This window comes from Halorubrum sp. Eb13, assembly GCF_002252895.1.
In the GTDB taxonomy this organism is placed as follows: Archaea; Halobacteriota; Halobacteria; order Halobacteriales; family Haloferacaceae; genus Halorubrum.
This window is the reverse complement of sequence record NZ_NHPE01000061.1, coordinates 1-22,537: the sequence shown is the minus strand read 5'-3', so window position 1 is coordinate 22,537 and position 22,537 is coordinate 1. Positions and strand designations below refer to the sequence as shown.

Genomic DNA, 22,537 nt, shown 5'->3' with positions numbered 1-22,537 from the left:
CGGCCATGCGGCTCCCGATCGCGGTGAGGTCGGTGAGGAAGCGCCACGGTTCGTCGTCCGTCCACGTCCGGCCGAGCGCGGGGGCGAGCGCGGCGCGTCGCTCGCGGACGCGCTCGACGGCCTCCGCGTCGGCGGACACGTCGGCTTCGGTCGGCTGCGAGTGCATGCTACAGACTGCCCCGGCAGCCTGTTAAGCATGTGGCTCCCGGCACCGGAAACGCTATGTTAAAGTGTGGTCGTCGGATAATTCCGGGCGAGCACCGTTGGTCCAGTGGTAGGACATTAGCTTCCCAAGCTAATAGCCCGGGTTCAATTCCCGGACGGTGCATTTCTCGAACGTAGTGAGAGAAATCACCGGACGGAATTGAACCCTATCAGTCGCGCGTAGCGACCGGCGCGACGCGAGCGGCGGCACGGGGCGGACGGAACGCGCGCCCGACTAGAAGATGTTCGCCTGCCCGTAGACGGAGATCCCGGTGTCGGTGATCTCGTAGGGTTTGGTCTCCCGCGAGTGGTTCGCGTCGCGGATCTTCTGGATCTCGACGGCGAGCCGCGTCTCGCGGAAGTCAGAGCCGCGGACGTACTGGAGCACGAACACCGCGTCGGTGAGGTACTCGACGATCCCGTGTCGGGAGGCGTAGGGGTTCTCCTCGCTGGCCTCCGAGGTCAACAGCGTCGTCACGCCGGCCTCCTTCAGCGACCGGGTGAAGCCGAACACCTCAGAGCGCCGCTTCGCCGGGTGGTCGTACATCATCTCCAGCAGCGAGACGGAGTCGAGCACCAGCCGGTCGGCGTCGAAGTCGGCGATGAGGCGGATGAGGTCGTTCCGGATCGAGGCCAGCGAGTTCGCCATCTCGATGGGGTCGATGGCGACGACGGCGAGGCGGCCCTCGTCGGCGTGGTCGCGGAACGTCCACCCCTTCTCCGACGCGGTCGAGAGGATCGACTCGCGCGTCTGCTCTAACGTGATGTACACCCCCTTGCCCCCGGATTCGAGCGCCTCGTTGAGGAACTGGAGCGCGAACGTCGTCTTCCCCGTCCCCGCCCCGCCGATGACGGAGAGCAGGGAGCGACGCGGGACGCCGCCGAGGATCATCTCGTCGAGTCCCTCGATGCCCACGTCGGTGCGCTCGATCGAGGACTCGAACTCGTCGGGGTCGACGTCGAATCCGGGCTCGGCGCCGCCGGCGCCGCCGGCACCGCCGCCGAACTCGCCGAAGCCGTCGGATCCGCCCGGAGCGCGGTTTCGATACCCGCCGAACGGGTCGTCCTCGCCGAAGGACCCGCCGCCGAACGGGTCGTCGCCGTCCGGCCCGGTGGCGCCGCCGAGCGGATCCCCCGCGCTCTCGTCCGCACCGGACGGGACCGGGTCACCGAAAGCGTCCCCGCCGAAGTCGTCGTCACCGAGGTCGTCGCCGCCGCCGAAATCGTCCTCACTGAACTCCTCGCCGCCGAAGTCGTCGCCGCCGCCGAAGTCCTCGCCGGTCGCCTCGCCCGGCGATCCAGGCTCACCGAACTCTCTTCCGCCGAACGGATCGTCGTCACCGAACGATCCCCCGCTGAGTGAGTCGCTCTCAGCGCCGCCGTCGTCACCGCCTTCCGGGCCAGTCTCGTCGGTCTCGTCCGTCCCGTCGCGGACTCCGCCGAACGAGTCGTCCCCCTCCCCGCGGTCTGGAGCCACGTCGCTCCCGGATTCGTCGCCCACGGCCTCGGCGTCGTCGGTCTCGGCGTCTTCGCTCCCGAAATCGTCGGCCTCGGCGTCTCCCGAGCGGTCGGACTCGTCGTCGAGGTCGCGCAGCGCGCGCTCGAACCAGTCGTCCTCTTCGCTCATTGTTTCAGCCGGCCGTGGGCGGTCGACATGTCCTTGGCAACGCGGCCGGCCGGCTTGAAACTTTCCGGAAGCCGGGGCCGAAGTCCGCATCCTTTTGTCCGGTGGCGAGAATCGGTGGCGCATGGAGGTCGGCATCGTGGCGCGGAAGGGAAGCGAGCGCGCGGCGAGCCTCGCCGCGGAGCTGCGCGACGCCGTCGTCGCCGCGGGCGCGTCCGTCTGGCTCGACGCGGAGACGGCCGACGCGCTCGGCGAGGGTGACCGCGGCCGCTCGGTCGACGCCCTCGACGACGCGGACCTCGCCGTCGCGGTCGGCGGCGACGGGACGTTTCTCTTCGTCGCGCGCAACGCCGGCGACACGCCCATCGTCGGCGTCAACCTCGGGGAGGTGGGCTTCCTCAACGCGGTTCCCCCGTCGGACGCCGAAGCGGCCGTGCTCGCCGAGGTCGACGCGTTCGGTCGCGGCGAACTGGACGTGCGGGAGGCGCCGCGGCTCGCGGCGCACGCGGGCGACTGGACGTCGGTGCCGGCGGCGAACGAGGTCGTGATCCAGAGCGACCGCCGCGGTCCCGGGGCCGGCGTCGACTACGAGGTCCGCGTCGACGGGAGCCGCTACGCGGGCGGCCACGCGGACGGCGTCCTCGTCGCGACCCCAACCGGGTCGACGGCGTACAACCTCTCCGAGCGCGGCCCGCTCGTCGGCCCGGGCGTGAGCGGGATCATCGTGAACGAGATGGCCGCCGAGTCGGGGATGCCGCCGCTCGTCGTCGACGTCGACGCCGCGGTCACGGTCGCGGTCGAGGGCGTCGACGAGGCGACCGTCGTCAGCGACGGGCGGAACGTGACGACCCTAGAGGCGCCGGTCGAGGTGACCGTCGAGCGGACGACGCCCCCGATGCGGATCGCCGGCCCCCCGTCGGACTTCTTCGAGGCGCTAGGGAAGCTCTCCTGAGCGGGCGTCTCACCCGCGACCGCTCCCTCGACGCGAAAGCTTCAACCGACCGCCGGTCGCATCCGCGCTCGATGGAGGTTCCCCTCGGACTGGCGCCGTTCGCCGGACAGTCCCGCGGCGAACACGCCGCCGTGCTCGCGGGGGGCGCGGTCGCGTGCCTGATCGGTTACGTCGGCGCCGCGGCCCTGCTTTTCGGCGTCGGCGCGCTCGATCACGGCGAACCCGCGGGACCGCGCCGCGTCGCGTCCGCGTTCGCGTCGCTCGCCTGTTGGGGATTCTACACCGCCGCGTTCGTGCGCGGCAAGGGCGGTCCGGTGACCGACGCCCTCGCTTACCCGGTCGCGACGGTGACGGTGGTACCGTTCGCGTTTCGGTGGATCGCGTTCGGCCCGGCTTGGGGCGCGGTCCGCGACCGGATCGGGTTCCTCGTCTTCCAACCCGGGCTGTTCCTCGACGCGGCGGCCCTGATCGCCCCGGGCGTCGCCTTCGGCGCCGGGCTCCTCGCGCTCTGGGCGAGCGTCCTCGGCGAGGACGCGGTCGAGGAGTGGCAGCGGGAGCACCTCCCGGAGGAGTTCCGGCGGGCGTTCGCCGACGAGTGAGTCGGCGGCGGGAGAGGCGGTCCGCCGCGGACGGCCGCGACCGCGCGACTGCGGGGCGACGCCGGCCCACAAAGCGTTTATGCCGCGGAGCGAACCGTTGGGCGTGAACCGCCGGTTCGCGCTGTTCGGATACCTCGTCGCGGGCCTCGCCGTCGCCTGCGCGGCCGTCGCCGCTTGGATCGCGTCGCCCGAGGCCGCCGTCGCACGGCTCGCGTTGCTCGCCGACGACCCGGTCCGGTTCGGGGTCGCGCTGCTCGCGCTGACCGCCGTCAGGCCGCTGTTAGCGTGGCCGACGACGCTGCTCGCCGTGGCCGTCGGGTTCGGATACGGCTGGGTCGGCGTCCCGCTCGGCGTCGTCCTGTTGGTGGCGACGGCCGTCGTCCCCTACCGCCTCGCGCGGGCGGGGAGCGTCCGGGTCCGCGGCGCCTCTCGGACCGCGGACCGCCTCTGCGACGCGGGCGAGCGGCTGGCGACCGCCGCCGGAAGCCTCCGTGCCGTGGCGGCCACCCGTCTGCTTCCGCTCCCCTCAGACGCGGTCTCGGTCGGGGCGGGAGCCGCTGGAGTCCGCACGCGACCGTTCCTCCTCGGAACCGCGGCCGGCGAACTCCCGTGGGTGATCGTCGGCGTCGCCGTCGGCGTCTCGCTGGACCGGCTCGCCGCGGGTGACCTCTCCGCGGTCGATCCGACCGTGCTGGTCGCGATGGCCGGCACGGGAGCGCTGCTGCTCGCCGGCCCGCTGTATCGGACGTTCGTGCGAGAAGAATCCGCTGCAACGGCGTGACCGCCGCGGTCGGCGGTCGATGCCCTCGCGCGGTCCCGATCGGGACCGCGACTGCGGGAGGAACGCGCCGATCGTTCGGAAGCACCGAGCCCCCGAACGGTCGATGCGAACCGTGTGCCTCTCTGATAGCCGATGCGAGCGTGCATTCCCATAGACCCCGGATCCCGGGACGAACCCAGCCCTAACCCCGAAGCCGCGGCGGCGGCGCCGTCGCGACGCCGATCCGAGACGGCTTCAACGGGGGTCTACGGGTTACTTACCGTCGATCCTCACGAACCGCCGTCGGACTCGTTCCCGCCGCCGTCACCCTCGTCGGTCCCCCCGTAGGAGACCTCGATCCCGCGCGGAACCGGGCGCAGGAGGTACGAGCCGTTCCCCCGGCGCACCGGCGCGAAGTCGGCGGTGAATCTCGTCCGGGTGTTCTCGCGGACTTCGAACGCCTCGTTGAACGTCAGCGGCGCGTTCCCGGGCAGGTCGACGTCAGCCTCGTCGCCGCCCTCAAGGGTACCGTCGACGTTCGTGACGTCGAGCTGGAGGAACTGGTACGTGCCGACCGACAGCTCCCGTTCGTCGATCAGCTGCGTCTCGCCGTTCTGCAGCCGGACGAGGTCCGCCTCCTGTGACTCGTCGAACTCGTGGTACTCGCGACCGGCGGGTTCGTCGCCGTCACCGTCGTCGGTCTCGTTGCCGTCGTCGTCGCCGTCAGTCGCGTTCGCGTCGTCGCCGCCGTCACCGTCGGTCTCGTTTCCGTCCGCGCCGCTCTCGGCGCCTGCGGCTCCGAGCCAGATCCCCTGGACGGTGACCACGAGCGACTCGAAATCGCCGATGTCGGCCGGCTGGTCGGTCACTCTGGTCGCGAGCGTTCCGGTCGCGCGGCCGACGCAGCCGGCGAGCCCGGCGGCCCCGAGCGCGGCGGCGCCGGTCGCCTGCAGGTAGGTCCGTCGGGAGACCGAATCGGTCTCGGCCGCGTCGGCGGCGGGCGTGCGGTCCGTCACGTTACGCGCCCCCCGACTCGTCGTCGGTCTCGGCGTCTTCACCGGCATCGGCGTCGTCCCCGTTGCTGGCGACGTCGCTCACGGAGTCACCGAGGTCGTCGACGCCTCCCGAGAGGAAGTCGTTCACGCTACTCAGGATGTCGCCGACGAAGTCCGGCACCTGATCCGGCAGGTCGCTCGGCGGGCCCGCGTCGCCCGACGCGTCGTCCGGTCCGGGCGTCGCCGCGACGGCACCGGCGGCCGCGCCGGTCCCGACTAGTACCACCGCGGCCAGCGCCACGATCAGTGTCGTTCGAATCGCGTTCATGACGATTTCTCCTCGGAGCGCGACCCCCTTTAATGGAAGAAGCCCTTCAGCCCATTTGGCTCCGATTTAACGCGGTTTAATCGCATGCAGGCGGCCTGACGGCTCGATCGCGACCTTCCCGGCCACCAGTTATAAAAGAACACGCCGAACGGTCGCGGTCGACGGCGCGGCCGCGGACGACGTCTCCGGCGACGACCGACCGCCTCCCGGGGAACACCATCCTCCGCGACGGACCGTCACGCGGCGGGTCGTCCCGGGTCGACCCGGCTACGGCTCCAGCCGGTTCGGGTCGCGCGGGAACATGATCGCCTCCTTGATGTTGTCGAGGTCGGCGACCTTCTGGACGAGGCGGTCGATGCCGAGCCCGTAGCCGCCGTGGGGCGGCGTGCCGAAGCTGAGCGCCTCGATGTAGAACTCGAAGTTCGCGGTCTCGACGCCCTCCTCCTCCATGACATCGACCATGCGGTCGACGTCGTGCTCGCGCTGACCGCCCGAGGAGAGCTCCTGACCTTTATAGATGAGGTCGAACTTCCGCGAGGCGATGTCGTCCTCGGGGACGTCCTGCATGTAGTAGAACTTCTCGTCGGGGTAGCCGACGACGAAGAACGCCGGATGCCCCTGCTCTTCGAAGTGCTCGCCGAGCAGCTTCTCCCCCTTCGTGTCGAGGTCGGTCGGATCGTCCGGGAAGTGGCCGTACTCGGTCTCCAGGATATCGAGCGCCTCGTCGAAGGTGATCCGCGGGAAGTCGTCCTCGGGCACGGCGAGGTCGACGTCGAGGAGGTCGAGCTCGCGCTCGGCGTTCTCGGCGGCCGCGCGGAGCGCGTACCGCAGCGACTCCTCCTGGACGTCCATCACGTCGTCGTGGTCGTCGATGTACGCGAGCTCGACGTCGAACATCGCGATCTCGGAGACGTGCCGGGAGGTGGCGAAGTCCTCCGCGCGGAACGCGGTGCCCGTCTCGTAGACGGCCTCGTAGCCGGAGGCCATCAGCATCTGCTTGTACAGCTGCGGGCTCTGCGAGAGGAACGCGTCCTTGTTGTAGTAGAGGATCGGGAACAGCTCCGCGCCGCCCTCGGCGCCGCCCTTCGAGATGAGCGGCGTCTTGATGTCGACGAACCCCTCGTCGTCGAACCACTCCTCCATCGCCGTCATCAGCTTCGAGCGCAGGCTGAACACGGCGAGCGTCTCCGGCTTCCGGAGGTCGAGCGCGCGGTTGTCGAGCCGGGTCGAGAGGTCCACCTCGATGTCCTTCGAGATCTCCAGCGGGAGCGGGGAGTCGGCCTCGTCGATGACCTCGTACTCGGTCGGCGCGATCTCGACGCCGCCGGGCGCCTGGTCGCTCTCCAGCGGCTCGCCGACCACGCGGACCACGTCCTCGGCGCCGGCGTCCTGCACGGCCTCGAACAGCTCCGGCTCGCGTTCCTCTTTGAAGACGACCTGAATGAGTCCTTCGCGGTCGCGCACGATGAGGAAGACGAGGCCTCCCAGGTCGCGGATCTCGTGGACGTGGCCGGCGATGGCGACCTCGTCCGCGTCCGGTTCGACGTCCGACGTGTGGATTCGCTCGATCATAACGGTGGCTGCGTTACGTGCATCTGGTCGGGCGTTCGGCATAGGCCTGTCGTCTCGCCGTCGACGGAACCCGTCGCCCGCGACGGTCTCGGCGGGGATTCGCGGCGATCACGCCCGGGGAACCCGTCGGTCTCTGGACCGCCTTCCTCGCCGAGGCGACGTCGCGTGACACTGCCTCACAACCTCGCCATAGATTTAATAACCATCCGACATATTGACGGAGTAACGGCGCATTCGCGCCGCGGAGTCCACGTATGACCCACGCCCGTTCCCCCGTTCCGACGTCCGTCGCCGACAGCGGCGCGCTCCTCGGCTGGAACGGCTACGGGACTCCGAACACACGGTCCGTCCGGCCGACCGCGTAACGCGCGTCGGCTGGGGAGGTTCCCCCGCGGGACGGACCGTATCCCGTTCTCTCCAGCCGCCGCGTCGACCGCCGAACTGCCCGGACGCGACCCTCCCCTCGCGAGCGCCGACGCCGCCTCGCCGCCCGCTCCCGCGGGCGTCGACGGCGACCCGCGGCGTTCGAGGTCGCACCGCGTTCGACTCGCGGCGAGGGCCTCATGGCAGCAGCCATCCGCACGCAGACGGTGGAAGCGACGGTGACGGTTCGCGTCTCGCAGGCGGCCGGGGGCGACCTCGCGGCGGGCGCCCGGCGACAGCTGGAGCGCGTCGACGGCGTGACCGTCGAGGATCTGACGATCGCCGGAGTCCGGCCGGGCCTGAACGACACCACGGTCGAGGCGGTCGCGACCCTCTCCGTCGAGGACGAGGGTCCGGTCGCCGACCCCGACGGGGAGACGGCAGGGAGACCCAACGACGAGACGAGAGGGAGACCCAACGACGAGACGAGAGGGAGACCCGGTGGGGGCCCGCGATCGGAGCCGCCCGGCGGCGTCGCGGACCGCATCGCGTCGCGCCTGGCGGACCGGTTCGGCGTGGAACCAGAGCGCGTCGAACGGGTCGATCCTCCGGAGTGACCGGGACGGTTTCGATCGGTTTCCGTCACTCGCCCGCCCGGTCGCGGACCTGCGCCTCGGCCCGCCGGAGCACGTCCCGGATCGGGAGCCCCGCGGCCTCGGCGACCGCGACCGCGTCGTCGTACTCGGCGCTCACGTCGTAGACGTCGCCGTCGGCGGTCGAGGCCACCTTCACCGACACCTCGTGGGCGTCGCCGTCGACCGCGAGCGTCGCCGTCTCGAAGGCGCGGTCCGCGATCCACCGGTGGCTCGCGCCCGACTGCCGGACGCCGAGGGTCCCCGTCTCGCGGGCGAGCCGTTCCGCCACCGCCTCGGCGTCGTCGGGCTTGCAGACGACCTTCACGAGGTGTCCCGGCCGCGACTTCTTCATCGTCGTCGGGAGGATGGTCACGTCGCGGGCGCCGGCGCGCGAGAGCGTCTCCTGAAGCCCGCCGAGCACCTCCGGCGACGCGTCGTCGAGGTTCGTCTCCAGGACCGCGATCTCGTCGCGGACGAGCCCGTCGTCGACGTTCGCCGCCGCGCCCTCGTCGCGGTTGTCGCCGCCGTCGCCGGCGAGGACGCGGAGGACGTTCGGATGGTCGGGGAGCGTCGCGTCGCCCGCCCCGTAGCCGACGGCGTCCACGTCGAGCGGTGGGAGCCGGTCGACGCCCTCGGCGACGGCGGCCAGTATCGCGGCCCCGGTCGGCGTGAGCAGTTCGCGGTCGACGGGGCCGCCGACCACCGAGAAGTCCGCGGCCGCCGCGATCTCGGTCGTCGCGGGCGCGGGGACCGGGTAGACGCCGTGGCTCATCTCGACTTCGCCGCCGCCGGTCGCGACCGGCGTGGTGAGGACGCGGTCGGGGTCGAGGTCGTTCAGGAGGAGCGCCGCCCCGACCACGTCGGCGATCGCGTCGTCCGCGCCGACCTCGTGGAAGTGCGTCTCGTCGAGGTCGGTGCCGTGGACCGACGCCTCGGCGCGACCGAGGCGCTCGAAGGCGTCGAGCGCGAGCGACTCGACGGACGCGGGGAGGTCCATCGACTCGACGAGCGCGACGACCTCGGGGTAGCTGCGGTGGACGCCGGCGCCCTCGGCGTGGCTGTGGGCGCGTTTTCGGTCGCCGTCCTCGTCGTCGTCCCCGTGGTCGTGACCATGATCGTGGGTATGGCTGTGACCGTCCCCGTGATCGTGGTCACTCTCGGGATCGACCTCGTGACCGCTCTCTGCCGGTCGGCCGGCGTCGCGCACCTCACCGTCGCGACCCTCGTCGTCTCCCGACTCCGCGAGTAGCACGTCGACCGTCGTCGCTCGGATCCCCTTGTTCGTCGTCTCCCCGACCTCGTACCGAACCGGGAGCCTGTCGGTCACGGGCGAGAGGGCGTCGGGGTCGGCGCCGGCCGCGATCAGCGCGGCGCAGATCATGTCGCCGGCGGCGCCTGTCCGGCCGTCGAAGACGAGCGTTCGCATGGCGGACCGGAGGCGAGCGCGGGACATATACCCCGTGATCCGGGACCGGACGTCGGGACCGGCGTCGACGGCGACGGCGGCGCTACGAGGCCTCGGCGGCCGCGAACAGGTACAGTTCGCCGAGCACCAGCGCCCCGATCACCGAGAGCGGGACGACGAGGACGCCGCCGGCGTCGAGCGCGTACAGTCCGAGGCCGACGAGCGCGCCGGCCGCGAGGAACGCGACCCGAGAGAGCAGCGAGCGCATCGGCCCCGAGAGCGAGTCGAACACACCCGAACGTCGGTTCGAGCGGTCAAAAAGCGTCTGTCGCGATCCCCTCCGGATCGACGGCGAAAACGCACGCTTACGACGGCGTTTTACGTCGGGGGTCCGTACCATGGCACATGATGACACAGTCCGCCGCGGGCCCCGGTTCTCCCGGACCGGCCGGCGGCACCGCCAGGGGCAACAGGCTTATTCCCGAACCGGATGGAGATACGGGTAACCCCCGCGAGGAATCATGAACGAAGTCCAACTCGAAGTGGCGAAGGCGTACCCGAACGACTCGGGACGCGGCATCGCCCGCCTCGACCCCGACACGCTGTTGCACCTCAAGCTCTCGCCCGGCGACATCATCGAGATCGAGGGCTCGGAGACGACCGCCGCGAAGGTCTGGCGCGCCGACCGCCAAGACTGGAACACCGACACGGTCCGCGTCGACGGCTTCACGCGGCAGAACGCCGACGTCGGTATCGGCGAGCGCGTGACCATCCGGAAGGCCGAGGCGGAGAAGGCCGACAAGCTCGTGTTGGCCCCGCCGGAGGAGGCGTCGGTCCAGTTCGGCTCCGACGCCGCCGGCATGGTGAAACGTCAGATCCTCAAGCGGCCGGTCGTCGAGCGCGACATCGTGCCGGTGATGTCCTCGACGAACCACCCGTTCATGCGGTCGCCCGGGCAGGCGATCCCGCTGATCGCGGTGGAGACCGAGCCCGACGGCGTCTGTCTGATCACCGAGGACACCGAAGTCGAGCTCCGCGAGGAGCCGATCTCCGGATTCGAGAAGACGGGCGGCGGGATCACCTACGAGGACATCGGCGGCCTGCAGAAAGAGATCCAGCGCGTCCGTGAGATGGTCGAACTGCCGATGAAACACCCGCAGATCTTCTCGAAGCTCGGGATCGAGCCGCCGCAGGGGGTCCTCCTGCACGGTCCGCCGGGCACGGGGAAGACCCTGCTCGCGAAGGCCGTCGCCAACGAGACGTCGGCGTCGTTCTTCTCGATCGCCGGCCCGGAGATCATCTCGAAGTACTACGGCGAGTCCGAACAGCAGCTCCGGGAGATCTTCGAGGACGCGAAAGAGGAGAGCCCGAGCATCATCTTCATCGACGAGCTCGACTCGATCGCGCCCAAGCGCGAGGACGTGACGGGCGAGGTCGAGCGCCGCGTCGTCGCGCAGCTCCTCACGATGATGGACGGCCTCGAGACGCGCGGGCAGGTGGTCGTCATCGGGGCGACCAACCGCGTGGACAGCGTCGACCCGGCGCTCCGCCGCCCCGGCCGGTTCGACCGCGAGATCGAGATCGGCGTCCCCGACGAGACGGGCCGCAAGGAGATCCTCCAGATCCACACCCGCGGAATGCCGCTCTCGGACGACGTCTCCCTCGACCACCTCGCCGACGAGACGCACGGCTTCGTCGGCGCCGACATCGAGAGCCTGACGAAGGAGGCCGCGATGAAGGCGCTCCGGCGCTACCTCCCCGAGATCGACCTCGACGACGAGGAGGTGCCGCCGAGCCTGATCGACCGGATGATCGTCAAGCGCGACGACTTCTCCGGCGCGCTCACGGAGGTGGAGCCGTCGGCGATGCGCGAGGTGCTCGTCGAGCTCCCGAAGATATCGTGGGACGACGTCGGCGGGCTCAGCGAGGCCAAAGAGCAGGTCCAGGAGTCGGTGGAGTGGCCGCTCACCTCGCCGGAGAAGTTCGACCGGATGGGCGTCGACGCGCCGAAGGGCGTCCTGCTGTACGGCCCGCCCGGCACCGGGAAGACGCTGATGGCGAAGGCCGTCGCCAACGAGACGAACGCGAACTTCATCTCGGTTCGGGGGCCGCAGCTGCTCTCGAAGTGGGTCGGCGAGTCGGAGAAGGCGATCCGGCAGACCTTCCGGAAGGCCCGGCAGGTGAGCCCGACGATCATCTTCTTCGACGAGCTCGACAGCCTCGCGCCCTCTCGCGGCCAGGAGATGGGGAACAACGTCTCCGAGCGCGTCGTCAACCAGCTGCTCACCGAGCTCGACGGGCTGGAGGACATGGGCGACGTGATGGTGATCGGGGCCACGAACCGCCCCGACATGATCGACCCCGCGCTGCTTCGCTCTGGCCGGTTCGACCGGCTCGTGATGATCGGCCAGCCGGACCAGGAGGGCCGCGAACAGATCCTCGACATCCACACGCAGGACACGCCGCTCGCGCCCGACGTGAGCCTCCGCGAGGTCGCGGAGATCACGGACGGCTACGTCGGCTCCGACCTCGAGGGGATCGCCCGCGAGGCCGCCATCGAGGCGCTACGCGACGACGACGACGCCGAGGAGGTCGAGATGAAGCACTTCCGGCGCGCCATGGAGTCGGTGCGGCCGACCGTCAACGACGACATCCTCTCGTACTACGAGGAGATCGAACAGCAGTTCGGCGGCGGCGGCGAGACGCTCCGCGACACCGGCGGCCGGATCGGGTTTCAGTAGGCGGCACCGCCGTCTCCCACCGCCGACCGTTTTTTCGTCTGGGGGGCGTATCGACGCCCGGCTATGTCCGACGAGGTCACCGTCGACGTTGAGGTGGAAGTCGAGGTCGACAGCGACGAGCTGGAGATCGAGCGCGACGACGCCGAGCTCGTGGAAGCGAGCTACGAGGCCGGCGGCGTCGAGATCGATATCGAAGCCGAGGTGGAGACGCACGGTAGCGATGAGGAACTCGACGAGCGGGGCGCTGGGCACGACGACGAGCATGGCGCTGGAGACGACGACGAGCAGAGTTCTGGGGACGACGACGGCTCCGATCCCGAGGAACACGACGACGAGTAGGTCAGCGTCGCCGACCGCGAGCGCGGCCCAGGCGCGTCTCGTTCCGCGTCTTTTAACCCCGACAGCGACCAAGGAATCCCATGTCCCAGCCTCGCGTCCCGGGCGGTGACGAGAACACGCTGGAGCTGCCCTGCGGACAGACGATAGCGGCCGGCGAGCTGGACCTCGGGATGCGCGAGTTCGAGTGCGACTGCGGCGAGACGCACGCGGTCGTGATGGACGTGCACCCACCGGAGCGCTTCCTCCCCGACTTCCTCGTCGAGGTGCTCCGCGAGGCGATCGAGACGACCAGCGAGGAGATGCCGGAGTTTGACACGCCGCACCTGCTCGGCGTCGTGCTAGAGGAGTTCCCGGAGGCCGTCGTCGCGTACGACGCCAGCGAGAACGCGGACGTCGGCTACGCGATGACGTGGGTGGCCGACTTCGACTCCCGGCGGCTCCACGAGATCGTCGTCGAACTCGTCGTCGAACTGATGGAACACGCCGTGAGCCACGCCGACGACGACGAGGCGCTCTCGGCGTTCGAAGCGGAAATGGTCGAGTTCGACGTGACCGAGTTCGTCGAGCAGTACCGCGCCGAGCGCGACTTGGAAGCCGAAGACCCGTACGCCTGACGGCCGACGCGGAGAACGAGGACGGGACGAGACGGCCGAAGCCCTCCGAATCCGCGGTGAGCGTCCGTTTCGACGTTCGTGTCAGACAGTTGTCCGACTCCTGTCTCACTGAAGCCTATATGTCGCCCTACCGTACGTAGGACGTATGAGCGGCGGCGAATACGACCGATACGACCGGATCCGCAGCGTGCTCGCCGAGGCCGACGAGCCGCTGACGGCGCGGGAGATCCTCGCGCTCGCCGACGAGTGCGAGGAGATCGATAGCCCGCACCGCGTCGCGACCGTGCTGGGCCGGTGGGCCGAGCGCGGCGAGGTCGAGGTCATCTCGGACCGCCCGTACCGGTACCGGCTGGAGACCTGACCGCGGCGGCGCGGCCGGGGCGATCCCGGCGGCGGGGTCGCGGCGCCCCCGCCGGCGAACGAGGGGACCGCAGTCAATCCGGCCCGAACCGGAGCGCGCCGTCCGTCGGGTCGAGCGTCGCGACCGCGCCGATCGGGAGCGGGAACGACGGGTCCGTGTGGCCGAAGTCGTAGCCGAACCCGACCGCCGCGTCGGGGGCGTACCGTTCCACCTCGCGAGTCACGACGCGCTCCAGTTCCGCCGGGTACTCGTTCGGGTCCGGGTCCCACTCCAGGGTCGGCGCGTTCGTCCGCGGACGACCGACGAGGACCCCGTCGAACCGCTCCAAGAGCCCGCGCTCGCCCATCGCGCGGAGGGTGTAGCCGACCTCGCGCGGCGGGGGCACGTCCTCCGAGGTCTCCAGCGCGAGGACGGCCCCGTCGAGCCGCTCGGGGTCCGGCAGGTATCGGCCCGCCTGGAGGTGCCACTTCACGATCCCGAAGGAGCCGCCCCACACTCGGCCGCGGACGGGGTCCTCGGGATCGGCGTCCGGACCGACCCACGTCGTCGGCCCCGGGTTCTCGCGCCACGCGCGCGCCTCGCCCGTCTCGAAGTCGAACCAGTCGTCGGTCCACTCGTCTGCCGGTTCGACGGCGCCGAGGGAGTCCTCGAACAGCGCGCGCCGGAGGTGCCGCTCGGTGTAGGGGTGTAGCTCTGGGTCACAGACGAGGTCCGGGTGGATCCCGAGCCCGTAGCTGACGATCCCGCGGTTCCAGAGGAACAGCCGGAGGTTGTCGTTGTCGCTGTACCCGAAGAAGCGGGTCGGATTCGCGGCGAGCGCGTCGCCGTCGAGGTGCCGCAGGACGCGTATCTGGTCGTCGCCGCCGGTGTACGCCATCACGGCGCCGATCTCCGGGTCGGCGAAGGCGTCCTCGACGTCGGCCGCGCGCGCCGCCGGCGACGCCGGCTCCTCTCGATCGGGGTCCGCGGTCGGGAACACGCGCGTCTCGACGCCGAGGGCCGAGAGTCGTTCGCGGCCGATCCGGAGCTTCGTCGCCTCGGCCGGCCGCGAGGGCGCCACGACCGCGAGCGCCTGGTCGTCCCCGAGCGGCGGGGGCGTCGTAAACGACATGCTGGCGGCTTGCGTCCGACATCGGCATAAGTCACCGGGTCGTGTGCCAAACCGTCTCGCGTGCTATGTCTCGACGCACCTTGCGAAAATCGCAAACTCGCTGCGAGATTCGTATTCTATCGTCGGCCTTATTACGATGAGCGTACTCCGTCGCGATAATGAGCGAGGACCGGACCATTCTACTCATCGGTAGCGGGCCGATCCAGATCGGACAGGCGGCGGAATTCGACTACTCCGGCGCACAGGCGTGTCGCGCCCTCCAGGAGGAGGGGGCCCGCGTCGTGCTAGTGAACTCGAACCCGGCGACGATCATGACCGACCCGGAGACCGCGGACCGGGTGTACATCGAGCCGATCACGCCGGAGGCGATCGCCGAGGTCATCAGGATCGAAGAGCCCGACGGCGTCATCGCCGGGCTCGGCGGCCAGACCGGACTCAACGTCACCGCCGAGCTCGCCGAGGAGGGGATCTTGGAGGAACACGACGTCGAGGTGATGGGGACGCCGCTCGACACCATCTACGCGACGGAGGACCGCGACCTGTTCCGTCAGCGGATGGAGGGCCTCGGGCAGCCGGTGCCCAAGTCGACGACCATCTCGCTGGACGAGGGCGAGTCGGTCACCGACTTCGACGAGGAGGCGTTCCGCGGGCGCGTCCGGGAGGCGGTCGACGCGGTCGGCGGGCTCCCCGTCATCGCCCGCACGACCTACACGCTCGGCGGCTCGGGCTCCGGAGTCGTCGACGACTTCGAGAAGCTCGTCGAGCGCGTCCGCAAGGGGCTCCGCCTCTCGCGGAACAGCGAGGTGCTTATCACGGAGTCCATCGCGGGGTGGGTCGAGCTCGAGTACGAGGTGATGCGGGACGCCGACGACTCCTGTATCATCATCTGCAACATGGAGAACATCGACCCGATGGGGATCCACACCGGCGAATCGACGGTCGTCACCCCGTCCCAGGTGATCCCCGACGACGGTCATCAAGAGATGCGCGACGCCGCGCTCGAAGTCATCCGCGACCTCGGTATCCAGGGCGGCTGTAACATCCAGTTCGCGTGGCACGACGACGGGACGCCGGGCGGCGAGTACCGCGTGGTGGAAGTGAACCCGCGCGTCTCCCGCTCCTCGGCGCTCGCGTCGAAGGCGACTGGCTACCCGATCGCCCGCGTGACGGCCAAGGTCGCGCTCGGCAAGCGCCTCCACGAGATCGACAACGAGATCACCGGCGAGACGACCGCAGCCTTCGAGCCAGCCATCGACTACGTGGTGACGAAAGTGCCGCGCTGGCCCATCGACAAGTTCGACGACGTCGACTTCGAGCTCGGCACGGCGATGAAGTCCACCGGCGAGGCGATGGCGATCGGCCGGAACTTCGAGGAGAGCCTCCTGAAGTCGCTCCGCTCGTCCGAGTACGACCCCGCCGTCGACTGGGCGACCGTCGACGACGACACGCTGGAGACCGAGTACCTCGAACGCCCGAGCCCGGACCGCCCGTACGCGATGTTCGAGGCGTTCGACCGCGGCTACACGGTCGCGGACGTGGAGGCGCTGACCGGGATCAAGCCGTGGTACCTCGAACGGTTCAAACGCGTCAGCGACTCCGCGCAGGCCGCTCAGGACGGCGAGTTCGCGCAGGCGGCCACCGCGGGCCACACGAACGCCGAGATCGCCGCCCTCGCCGGCGGCGTCGACGTCGATGCCGTCGAGGAGGACGTCCCCGGTCGGACGTACAAACAGGTCGACACCTGCGCCGGCGAGTTCGCCGCCGAGACCCCGTACTACTACTCCGCCCGTCAGTCGGAGTTCAACCGCGGACCGCTGAAGGGCGACGCCGCGGCCGGCGAGCTCGTCGTCGACAAGAGCGTCGACAGCGTGGTCGTCGTCGGCGGCGGCCCGATCCGCATCGGGCAGGGCGTCGAGTTCGACTACTGCTCGGTCCACGCGATCCAGGCGCTGCGCGAGCTCGGCATCGAGGCGCACGTCGTCAACAACAACCCCGAGACCGTGTCGACGGACTACGACACCTCCGACGGGCTGTTCTTCGACCCGATATCCGCCGAGGAGGTCGCCGACGTGGCCGAGGCGACCGGCGCCGACGGCGTGATGGTCCAGTTCGGCGGACAGACGTCCGTGAACATCGGCGAACCGCTCGAAGCCGAGCTGGAACGCCGCGGGCTCGACTGCGAGATCATGGGGACGAGCGTCGAGGCGATGGACCTCGCCGAGGACCGCGACCGCTTCAACGTCCTGATGGACGAGATGGGAGTCGCCCAGCCGAAGGGCGGCACCGCGACGAGCGAAGCGGAGGCGCTGGAGCTGGCCCACGACATCGGCTACCCCGTCCTCGTCCGGCCCTCGTACGTCCTCGGCGGTCGCGCCATGCGGGTCGTCGAGGACGACCCGGAACTCGAGGAGTACATCGAGGAGGCCGTCCGGGTCTCCCCCGATAAGCCGATCCTGATCGACCAGTTCCTCGACGACGCCGTCGAACTGGACGTCGACGCCGTGGCGGACGTCGGCGCGTCACACGCGCCTGCAAGCGAGACGGAGTCTCGCCCTGGCGAGGACGTGCTCCTTGGCGGCGTGATGGAGCACGTCGAGAGCGCGGGCGTCCACTCGGGCGACTCCGCGTGCATGATCCCGCCGCGCTCGCTCGACGAGGAGACGATGGCGCGGGTCCGCGAGGTCACCGAGGACATCGCCCGCGCACTCGACACGGTCGGCCTGCTCAACGTCCAGCTCGCGGTGACGGGCGTCGGCGACGACGTCGACAGCGAGGTGTACGTGCTGGAGGCGAACCCGCGCTCCTCGCGGACGGTCCCGTTCGTCTCGAAGGCCACGGGCGTCCCGATCGCGAAGCTCGCCGCGAAGGTGATGACGGACGACCTGACGCTCGCCGACCTTGACGCCGACGAGCAGATCCCCGAACACCGCAGCGTGAAGGAGGTCGTCCTGCCGTTCGACCGCCTGCCGGGGTCGGACCCGCGGCTCGGCCCCGAGATGAAGTCGACCGGCGAAGTGATGGGCACGGCCCGGTCGTTCGGCAAGGCGTACGACAAGGCGCAGGACTCCACCGGCAAGCCGATCCCCGAGTCCGGCACGGCCGTCGTCGACCTCTCCGCGGAGGAGTTCCCGGACCCCGACACCGAGGCCGGCGAGGCGCTGGTCGAGGGGTACGCCGAGCACTTCGAGCTCTCGACGGCGACGGACCTGATCGAGGCCGCGAAGCGCGGCGAGATCGACCTCATCGTCTCTCGGCAGCGCGAGCTGCTCGAAGTGGCGGTCGAAGAGGAGATCACCTACTTCTCGACGCACGCCTCGGCGAAGGCCGCGCTGGAAGCGATCGCGCACGCCGACGACGACCTCGACGTGATGGCCGTCTCCGACCGGCCGAAGCGCGTCGAGAGCTGGGGCGCGAGCGAGTAGAGACGGACCGGCTCCCCGGCGCTATCTGCGCTGCCCGGTTCCACCGAACGATTCCGCCCGCGCCGAACGTACTGATTCGCGATGACCGGACGTCGACCGGTCGCGGGACGCGGCTTGAGAGCGGGTCTCGCGTCACCGAATCGCGTTCGATGATTTAAGTCCCGACGCCGTGTTCATACCTACATGTCACGGGAGGCGGCGAGAGACGCGTTCGCCGTCCTCGCCGTGCTCGTCGTCATCGCGCTCGTCGTCGGTCAGCTCGCCGGACAGCCGGTGTTTCTGGGATACGTCACCTCCGGAAGCATGGCGCCGACGCTGGAGGCCGGGGACGGGTTCGTCGCCGTGCCGGCGGCGGTGTCCGGCCCCGTCGACGAGGGCGACGTCGTCGTCTTCGAGGCGCTGGAACTCGACGGCGGCAGAACGACGACGCACCGCGTCGTGGGGACGACTCCGGACGGCTACCTGACGAAGGGCGACAACAACCCGTTTCGGGACCAGGACGGCGACGAACCGCCCGTCACCGACGACCGGATCGTCGCGACAGCGCTGCAGGTGAACGGCGACGTGGTGCGGGTCCCGGGACTCGGGACCGCGATCACGGGCCTCCGAGAGTCGGCGACGGGCGCCGTCGTCGGGCTCGCGACGGCGGTCGGTCTCGACTGGTCGCCGGACCAACGCGGGCTCAGCGGGCTGTTCATCTCCGTCGGACTCGCGCTGTTCCTCGTCGTCCTCGTCGACGACCTCCGGAACAGCGGGCGGCGGACGCGGAGCCGCGACCGGTCGCGGGGCGACGACGGGCTCGACGCTCGCTGGATCGCGCTCCTCCTGGCGCTGTTGATACTCATTCCGGCCAACGCGGCGATGATCGCGCCCAGCGGCACGCATCACGTGACCGTCGACGGCGAGGACCTCCCGGCGGGCACGGCTCCCGGCGGGCAGGTCGAGAACGGGTTCACCGCGGAGAACAACGGGCTCATCACGATGCTCGTCGTGCTCGAAACGAGCCATCCGGAGAGCGAGTTCGACCGGAATCAGTTGGCCGTTCCGCGGGGGGAGTCGGCGACGGCGACGCTGTCGACGACCGCCCCGGGACCCGGAGAACGCGCGACGGTCGCGGTCTCCGAACACCGGTACTTCCTCGTGGTTCCGCCCGCCGTGATCCTCCGGCTCCACTCGATCCATCCGGCCGTCGCGGTGGGAGCGTTCAATCTGTTAGTGCTCGGGAGCATCGCCACGCTGCTGGGGGCGCTCGTCGGATCGGGATCGAAGCGGGTTCGAGAGCCGAGACGCGGCGCGTCGCTCAGCGTTCAACTTCGGCGGTTGTTTAAATAGTGTATGAAAGCCATTTCAATACTCTACTGAGATTGAGCTCTTAATTCGAAGTAATCAATCTGTATTGATTGGTTACTGCTGTCGGTCGCTTCAAAAATGATATATAGTTCGTCCTTATATTTTTTAATATCCGCAGATGTATCAAACTCAATTATCGTCGTTCCGTTTTTGCCCAACATTGCGTTTTTACCTTGGGTGCTTGTTAGCTTGTTACTCTCGCCATCCCTAGGAGCAGCCAAATACGCCGACCAATTTCCTCCCCTATTGCCCACTTCAACTAATAACTCGTATGGGCCGTTGAAGGAGACGGGTGGCAGAGCATACCCGACTTTCGATTTGACCGAAGACCCCGATGAAATTTTCGCGTAGTCATCGACACCTCTGTTCACGTTCTCGGGTTGACTGATACTCCCCACAGGATCATTCGGGAGGTTTGCATTACCCTTATCCCTATCCCTGTAATTGTTTGTAGCCCCGTAATCGTAGCAATCAAACTCAACTGAGGAGGTATCGCGTGATGCGCTAATAATGAAATTTTCTGTCTTAGAAACGGCCGTAAACTCCAATTTTATTGTACGTTTCCCGACAAGTCTGCTCGTCTCGTCAGAGCACTCCACTTTCACGTCAAACGGATTTCCATCGCCGATAATGCTTGCGTCGATTGGCTCCTCTGTTCCATCGATGCTCGCGGTAACGTTGATATCGTTCGAGTCGAATGCCTCGGCGTTGTCCGTTATCTGGTATACGCTGACCGAACTGTTGAGCCCGATTGTCGTGTCTGAGGAGTTATCACTGAACTGCAACACCGCGTCATCACCACCCGCGTTAACCTCGACGTCTCGATACGCGGAGATCTGCGTCGATCCGCCGGTCCCGAACAGCAGGAGTCCGCCGCCGCTGGCGAGGGAGCCGACGGCGGCCCGTCGCGTCCACTTCTTGTTATCGCCCATCTCTGAGCTCCGGCGGCTTCCCGTCGCTGCCGAGGTTCATCTCCCGGTTCTGGAACACGTGGAACGCCGCGGAGGCGGTGAACAACAACGCGATTACCGCCGCCCACGCGAGGCTCGGCACCGATTCCGGAAAGACGCCGGCCCAGACGGCGGCGACGAGGCCGAGCGAGACAGCACCGAGACCGAGGTAGTACTCGGCCCACGGGATCGAGTCCCCGGGCACGACGTCGACGTACACGTCGAGGTCCTGCGCCTCTTCTGTCAGTTCGATCGTCCCGTTGTCGTGGGTGATGATGCCCGCGCGCTCTAACTTCGGGATGTGGTTCTGCTGTATCGAACTGTACGCGAGGTGCCGCTCGCTGGAGGTGATCTCGGAGACCGATTTGTCGTTCTCCCACGCCGCGACCTGCTCGGCGACGTCCGAGAGCTCCGTGGTGCCGTCCTCGTTATTTATCGCGTGGAGGGCGTATCGTCTTCGCGGGTTACTTAAAATATCGTAAATTTCGTTCTTTGAAATATAATCTTTCGTAGATGATTTGATAGTACTCTGATCGAGACTCATTAGCCACACAATAATGCCGTATTATACCAACTTCTATCGACTAACGAGCTACTCATTATGTATAAAATATATACCCCTAGACATAAAAAACTCTCCCACACCTGAAGCGGCTCGCTCGCGGTAACGAACTGGTTCCAGTTCTCCTATTCTCCGATGGTGATTATCAGGTCCTCTGTCTCCTTACTAGCGGTTCCGGTCTTGATGCTACCGACTTCGGTCACATTAGCTGAACTGTTCTTGGAATACTCACTGACGTTCCCGCTACCGATCCCAGTGAGTAGCCCGTTGTCAGTATTATTCTTCGAGAACGAGACCTTGACCTGGCCGTTTCGAACAATTCCAAAGAGATCAGACTCTTCGATACTTGCGTTCTGCGGTAGTTCCCTTCCCTCCGGTCCGAATACGATTGTGACATCGTTGGCGACGAGGCTCACGTAATTTCTATCGACTGTGTCGTACGTGCCGTCAAACACAGGGAACAGCGACCGGCCATCGTAAGTATTGCCATCACTACCATTTCCCTTTACAGTGACATTACTCGATTCGGTGTTCACGAGGACGTCGGCGGTGCCAGATTCACCGAGTATAGCGTTCGCGATATCGTCTTCGATGTCAGCCACATCTTCTCCACCTTCCTCCTGATCAGTAGGCTCAGAAGACGGATTATCATTCAGGTCTATGACCCCATCGCTGATGTAGCTACTACCGATTACGTTCACTTCCACTTGGCGCTGCGCTTCGACCGTGGTGAACGCTCCCGACCCGAACGCCGCACCAGTTCCGACGCCGATCATCCCGATGGCCCCCAACACGCTTCTGCGATTCAGCTTCATTGTTACGTCATCTGCTTGGTCGGATACCCACTTACTATTAGGCCGCGTTAGCGGGTTTCAGGCCGTCATTGAAGACGATTTCCCGCCGTAACGCCCGCAGTTAGACGATTCAACGCGACGCTGAAACGCCTAACGCGGTTCACTACTAACACCGTCGGTGGCATGGGCCCTACCGTGAGCGTACGGGCCGCGCCGATGCCGACGATAGCGACGATGCCGAGTAGCCTCGGCCCTGTCGTCGCGCGGCGAGACCCGACTCGGACGACGAACTCGGTGGGAACATGAACCGCGCCATCGTCGCGCTCGCCGTCGCCGTCGTGCTGCTCGGGGGCGGAGCCGCGACCGGGGCCTCGTTTACCGACGGCGACGAGGTCGCGACGGACTCCGGCGTCTACCTGTCGCCCGCCGACAGCGAGAACGCCGACAGGTACGTCGCGTACGACGACGCCGGCGAGCTGCGGCTCCGCTTCGGATCGGTCCCGCCGGACGCGCGGACGAGCGTCGACGACCTGTTTCTCGTCGGGTTCGCCGGCTACGAGGGCGACAAGACCGGGGAGAACGCCACGACCGTCCGGATCGACACCGAGACGGACCGGGTGACGCTGTACCGGATGGACACCGGCGAGCGCGTGACGGGCGGCGAGCTCACGTTGCGACCGAACTCGTCCGTCACGCTCGGCGCGACCGTCCCGCCGACGGTCGGGAGCTACGCGGAGATCGTGCGTTTCACCGTCGACGTCCCAGAGGACGGGTCGGGATCCGGGACGAGTCCGGGCGACGGTGGGACCGGTGACGGCGGAGCGGATGACGGTGGGACCGGTGACGGCGGGGCGGG

General features: G+C 68.2%; 20 protein-coding genes, 1 tRNA gene and 2 pseudogenes. 12 read left to right on the top strand and 11 right to left on the bottom strand.

The genetic code is table 11. The annotated features are described in order from the left end of the window. Positions 1-166 (bottom strand): annotated as a pseudogene (locus DJ75_RS19025) (aminopeptidase); the annotation flags it as partial. Positions 167-257: 91 nt separating this feature from the next. Between DJ75_RS19025 and DJ75_RS06830 the strand changes: the two are divergent. Beyond that, positions 258-328, top strand: a tRNA-Gly gene (locus DJ75_RS06830). A gap of 111 nt (positions 329-439) precedes the next feature. On the opposite strand, the gene DJ75_RS06825 is transcribed toward DJ75_RS06830, so the two are convergent. Next, on the bottom strand, positions 440-1,831 hold the full coding sequence (locus tag DJ75_RS06825; protein ID WP_094523769.1) for a KaiC domain-containing protein: 1,392 nt from the start codon (positions 1,829-1,831) through the stop codon (positions 440-442). Positions 1,832-1,952: 121 nt separating this feature from the next. Between DJ75_RS06825 and DJ75_RS06820 the strand changes: the two genes are divergently transcribed. The 3 genes from DJ75_RS06820 to DJ75_RS06810 all read left to right on the top strand — a co-directional run bounded on the left by DJ75_RS06820 (position 1,953) and on the right by DJ75_RS06810 (position 4,160). Beyond that, the gene (locus DJ75_RS06820) at positions 1,953-2,780 is read left to right on the top strand and encodes an NAD(+)/NADH kinase (RefSeq protein ID WP_094523768.1); all 828 of its coding nucleotides are present in this window, start codon (positions 1,953-1,955) and stop codon (positions 2,778-2,780) included. A gap of 71 nt (positions 2,781-2,851) precedes the next feature. Then, positions 2,852-3,379 (top strand): hypothetical protein, encoded by a 528-nt coding sequence (locus DJ75_RS06815; RefSeq protein WP_094523767.1) that lies wholly within the window; start codon positions 2,852-2,854, stop codon positions 3,377-3,379. Positions 3,380-3,482: 103 nt separating this feature from the next. Continuing rightward, complete coding sequence (locus DJ75_RS06810; protein ID WP_094523766.1) at positions 3,483-4,160, top strand: TVP38/TMEM64 family protein; 678 nt, start codon at positions 3,483-3,485, stop codon at positions 4,158-4,160. A gap of 269 nt (positions 4,161-4,429) precedes the next feature. Here the strand turns inward: DJ75_RS06810 and DJ75_RS06805 are convergent, their stop codons facing one another. From DJ75_RS06805 to aspS, 3 genes are all read right to left on the bottom strand, one after another. Beyond that, positions 4,430-5,155: a DUF4382 domain-containing protein gene (locus tag DJ75_RS06805; protein WP_094523765.1), complete on the bottom strand. Its 726-nt coding sequence runs from the start codon at positions 5,153-5,155 to the stop codon at positions 4,430-4,432. A 1-nt stretch (position 5,156) separates the two neighbouring features. Then, entirely contained in the window at positions 5,157-5,462 is a 306-nt protein-coding gene (locus DJ75_RS06800) for a hypothetical protein (RefSeq protein WP_094523764.1), read from the bottom strand. 267 nt (positions 5,463-5,729) lie between these two features. Then, the gene (gene aspS, locus DJ75_RS06795; RefSeq protein WP_094523763.1) at positions 5,730-7,034 is read right to left on the bottom strand and encodes an aspartate--tRNA(Asn) ligase; all 1,305 of its coding nucleotides are present in this window, start codon (positions 7,032-7,034) and stop codon (positions 5,730-5,732) included. Positions 7,035-7,597: 563 nt separating this feature from the next. Between aspS and DJ75_RS06790 the strand changes: the two genes are divergently transcribed. Further along, on the top strand, positions 7,598-8,014 hold the full coding sequence (locus DJ75_RS06790) for a hypothetical protein (RefSeq protein WP_094523762.1): 417 nt from the start codon (positions 7,598-7,600) through the stop codon (positions 8,012-8,014). Positions 8,015-8,039: 25 nt separating this feature from the next. Here DJ75_RS06790 and larC read toward each other — a convergent pair whose 3' ends face one another. Beyond that, entirely contained in the window at positions 8,040-9,458 is a 1,419-nt protein-coding gene (larC, locus tag DJ75_RS06785; protein WP_094523761.1) for a nickel pincer cofactor biosynthesis protein LarC, read from the bottom strand. A gap of 82 nt (positions 9,459-9,540) precedes the next feature. Beyond that, positions 9,541-9,729 carry a hypothetical protein gene (locus DJ75_RS06780; RefSeq protein ID WP_094523760.1) on the bottom strand — a complete coding sequence of 63 codons (189 nt, stop codon included), beginning with the start codon at positions 9,727-9,729 and terminating at the stop codon, positions 9,541-9,543. A 229-nt stretch (positions 9,730-9,958) separates the two neighbouring features. Here DJ75_RS06780 and DJ75_RS06775 point away from each other — a divergent pair, with 229 nt between their 5' ends. From DJ75_RS06775 to DJ75_RS06760, 4 genes are all read left to right on the top strand, one after another. Beyond that, positions 9,959-12,178 (top strand): CDC48 family AAA ATPase, encoded by a 2,220-nt coding sequence (locus tag DJ75_RS06775; RefSeq protein WP_094523759.1) that lies wholly within the window; start codon positions 9,959-9,961, stop codon positions 12,176-12,178. A gap of 63 nt (positions 12,179-12,241) precedes the next feature. Then, a complete protein-coding gene (locus tag DJ75_RS06770) occupies positions 12,242-12,517 on the top strand; it encodes a hypothetical protein (RefSeq protein ID WP_094523758.1) in 276 nt (91 codons plus the stop codon). An 80-nt stretch (positions 12,518-12,597) separates the two neighbouring features. Continuing rightward, entirely contained in the window at positions 12,598-13,131 is a 534-nt protein-coding gene (locus DJ75_RS06765) for a DUF5815 family protein (protein ID WP_094523757.1), read from the top strand. A gap of 145 nt (positions 13,132-13,276) precedes the next feature. After that, positions 13,277-13,492, top strand: coding sequence for a hypothetical protein (locus DJ75_RS06760; RefSeq protein ID WP_094523756.1), 216 nt, complete (start codon positions 13,277-13,279; stop codon positions 13,490-13,492). Positions 13,493-13,565: 73 nt separating this feature from the next. On the opposite strand, the gene DJ75_RS06755 is transcribed toward DJ75_RS06760, so the two are convergent. After that, positions 13,566-14,603, bottom strand: coding sequence for a S66 peptidase family protein (locus tag DJ75_RS06755; RefSeq protein ID WP_094523755.1), 1,038 nt, complete (start codon positions 14,601-14,603; stop codon positions 13,566-13,568). A gap of 158 nt (positions 14,604-14,761) precedes the next feature. On the opposite strand from DJ75_RS06755, the gene carB reads away from it, so the two are divergent. Both carB and DJ75_RS06745 read left to right on the top strand, forming a co-directional pair. After that, complete coding sequence (gene carB, locus DJ75_RS06750) at positions 14,762-18,025, top strand: carbamoyl-phosphate synthase large subunit (protein WP_094523754.1); 3,264 nt, start codon at positions 14,762-14,764, stop codon at positions 18,023-18,025. A 183-nt stretch (positions 18,026-18,208) separates the two neighbouring features. Then, the gene (locus DJ75_RS06745) at positions 18,209-19,357 is read left to right on the top strand and encodes a signal peptidase I (RefSeq protein ID WP_094523753.1); all 1,149 of its coding nucleotides are present in this window, start codon (positions 18,209-18,211) and stop codon (positions 19,355-19,357) included. Between the two features lie 23 nt (positions 19,358-19,380). Here the strand turns inward: DJ75_RS06745 and DJ75_RS18120 are convergent, their stop codons facing one another. The 3 genes from DJ75_RS18120 to DJ75_RS06735 form a co-directional block, all read right to left on the bottom strand. Beyond that, positions 19,381-20,307 (bottom strand): hypothetical protein, encoded by a 927-nt coding sequence (locus tag DJ75_RS18120; protein WP_141211990.1) that lies wholly within the window; start codon positions 20,305-20,307, stop codon positions 19,381-19,383. After that, complete coding sequence (locus DJ75_RS06740) at positions 20,297-20,869, bottom strand: hypothetical protein (RefSeq protein ID WP_094523751.1); 573 nt, start codon at positions 20,867-20,869, stop codon at positions 20,297-20,299. Before DJ75_RS06740 ends, DJ75_RS18120 begins: the two co-directional genes overlap by 11 nt. 143 nt (positions 20,870-21,012) lie before the next feature. After that, positions 21,013-21,702: a hypothetical protein gene (locus DJ75_RS06735; RefSeq protein ID WP_094523749.1), complete on the bottom strand. Its 690-nt coding sequence runs from the start codon at positions 21,700-21,702 to the stop codon at positions 21,013-21,015. 281 nt (positions 21,703-21,983) lie between these two features. Here DJ75_RS06735 and DJ75_RS06730 point away from each other — a divergent pair. After that, positions 21,984-22,537: pseudogene (locus tag DJ75_RS06730) on the top strand (hypothetical protein); the annotation flags it as partial.

Excerpts from the sequence above, each read along its gene's own strand:
- DJ75_RS06825 (WP_094523769.1), bottom strand. The coding sequence starts at position 1,831 with ATGAGCGAAGAGGACGACTGGTTCGAGCGCGCGCTGCGCGACCTCGAC.
- DJ75_RS06820 (WP_094523768.1), top strand. The coding sequence starts at position 1,953 with ATGGAGGTCGGCATCGTGGCGCGGAAGGGAAGCGAGCGCGCGGCGAGC.
- DJ75_RS06815 (WP_094523767.1), top strand. The coding sequence starts at position 2,852 with ATGGAGGTTCCCCTCGGACTGGCGCCGTTCGCCGGACAGTCCCGCGGC.
- DJ75_RS06800 (WP_094523764.1), bottom strand. The coding sequence starts at position 5,462 with ATGAACGCGATTCGAACGACACTGATCGTGGCGCTGGCCGCGGTGGTA.
- aspS (WP_094523763.1), bottom strand. The coding sequence starts at position 7,034 with ATGATCGAGCGAATCCACACGTCGGACGTCGAACCGGACGCGGACGAG.
- DJ75_RS06790 (WP_094523762.1), top strand. The coding sequence starts at position 7,598 with ATGGCAGCAGCCATCCGCACGCAGACGGTGGAAGCGACGGTGACGGTT.
- larC (WP_094523761.1), bottom strand. The coding sequence starts at position 9,458 with ATGCGAACGCTCGTCTTCGACGGCCGGACAGGCGCCGCCGGCGACATG.
- DJ75_RS06775 (WP_094523759.1), top strand. The coding sequence starts at position 9,959 with ATGAACGAAGTCCAACTCGAAGTGGCGAAGGCGTACCCGAACGACTCG.
- DJ75_RS06770 (WP_094523758.1), top strand. The coding sequence starts at position 12,242 with ATGTCCGACGAGGTCACCGTCGACGTTGAGGTGGAAGTCGAGGTCGAC.
- DJ75_RS06765 (WP_094523757.1), top strand. The coding sequence starts at position 12,598 with ATGTCCCAGCCTCGCGTCCCGGGCGGTGACGAGAACACGCTGGAGCTG.
- DJ75_RS06760 (WP_094523756.1), top strand. The coding sequence starts at position 13,277 with ATGAGCGGCGGCGAATACGACCGATACGACCGGATCCGCAGCGTGCTC.
- DJ75_RS06755 (WP_094523755.1), bottom strand. The coding sequence starts at position 14,603 with ATGTCGTTTACGACGCCCCCGCCGCTCGGGGACGACCAGGCGCTCGCG.
- carB (WP_094523754.1), top strand. The coding sequence starts at position 14,762 with ATGAGCGAGGACCGGACCATTCTACTCATCGGTAGCGGGCCGATCCAG.
- DJ75_RS06745 (WP_094523753.1), top strand. The coding sequence starts at position 18,209 with ATGTCACGGGAGGCGGCGAGAGACGCGTTCGCCGTCCTCGCCGTGCTC.
- DJ75_RS18120 (WP_141211990.1), bottom strand. The coding sequence starts at position 20,307 with ATGGGCGATAACAAGAAGTGGACGCGACGGGCCGCCGTCGGCTCCCTC.
- DJ75_RS06740 (WP_094523751.1), bottom strand. The coding sequence starts at position 20,869 with ATGAGTCTCGATCAGAGTACTATCAAATCATCTACGAAAGATTATATT.
- DJ75_RS06735 (WP_094523749.1), bottom strand. The coding sequence starts at position 21,702 with ATGAAGCTGAATCGCAGAAGCGTGTTGGGGGCCATCGGGATGATCGGC.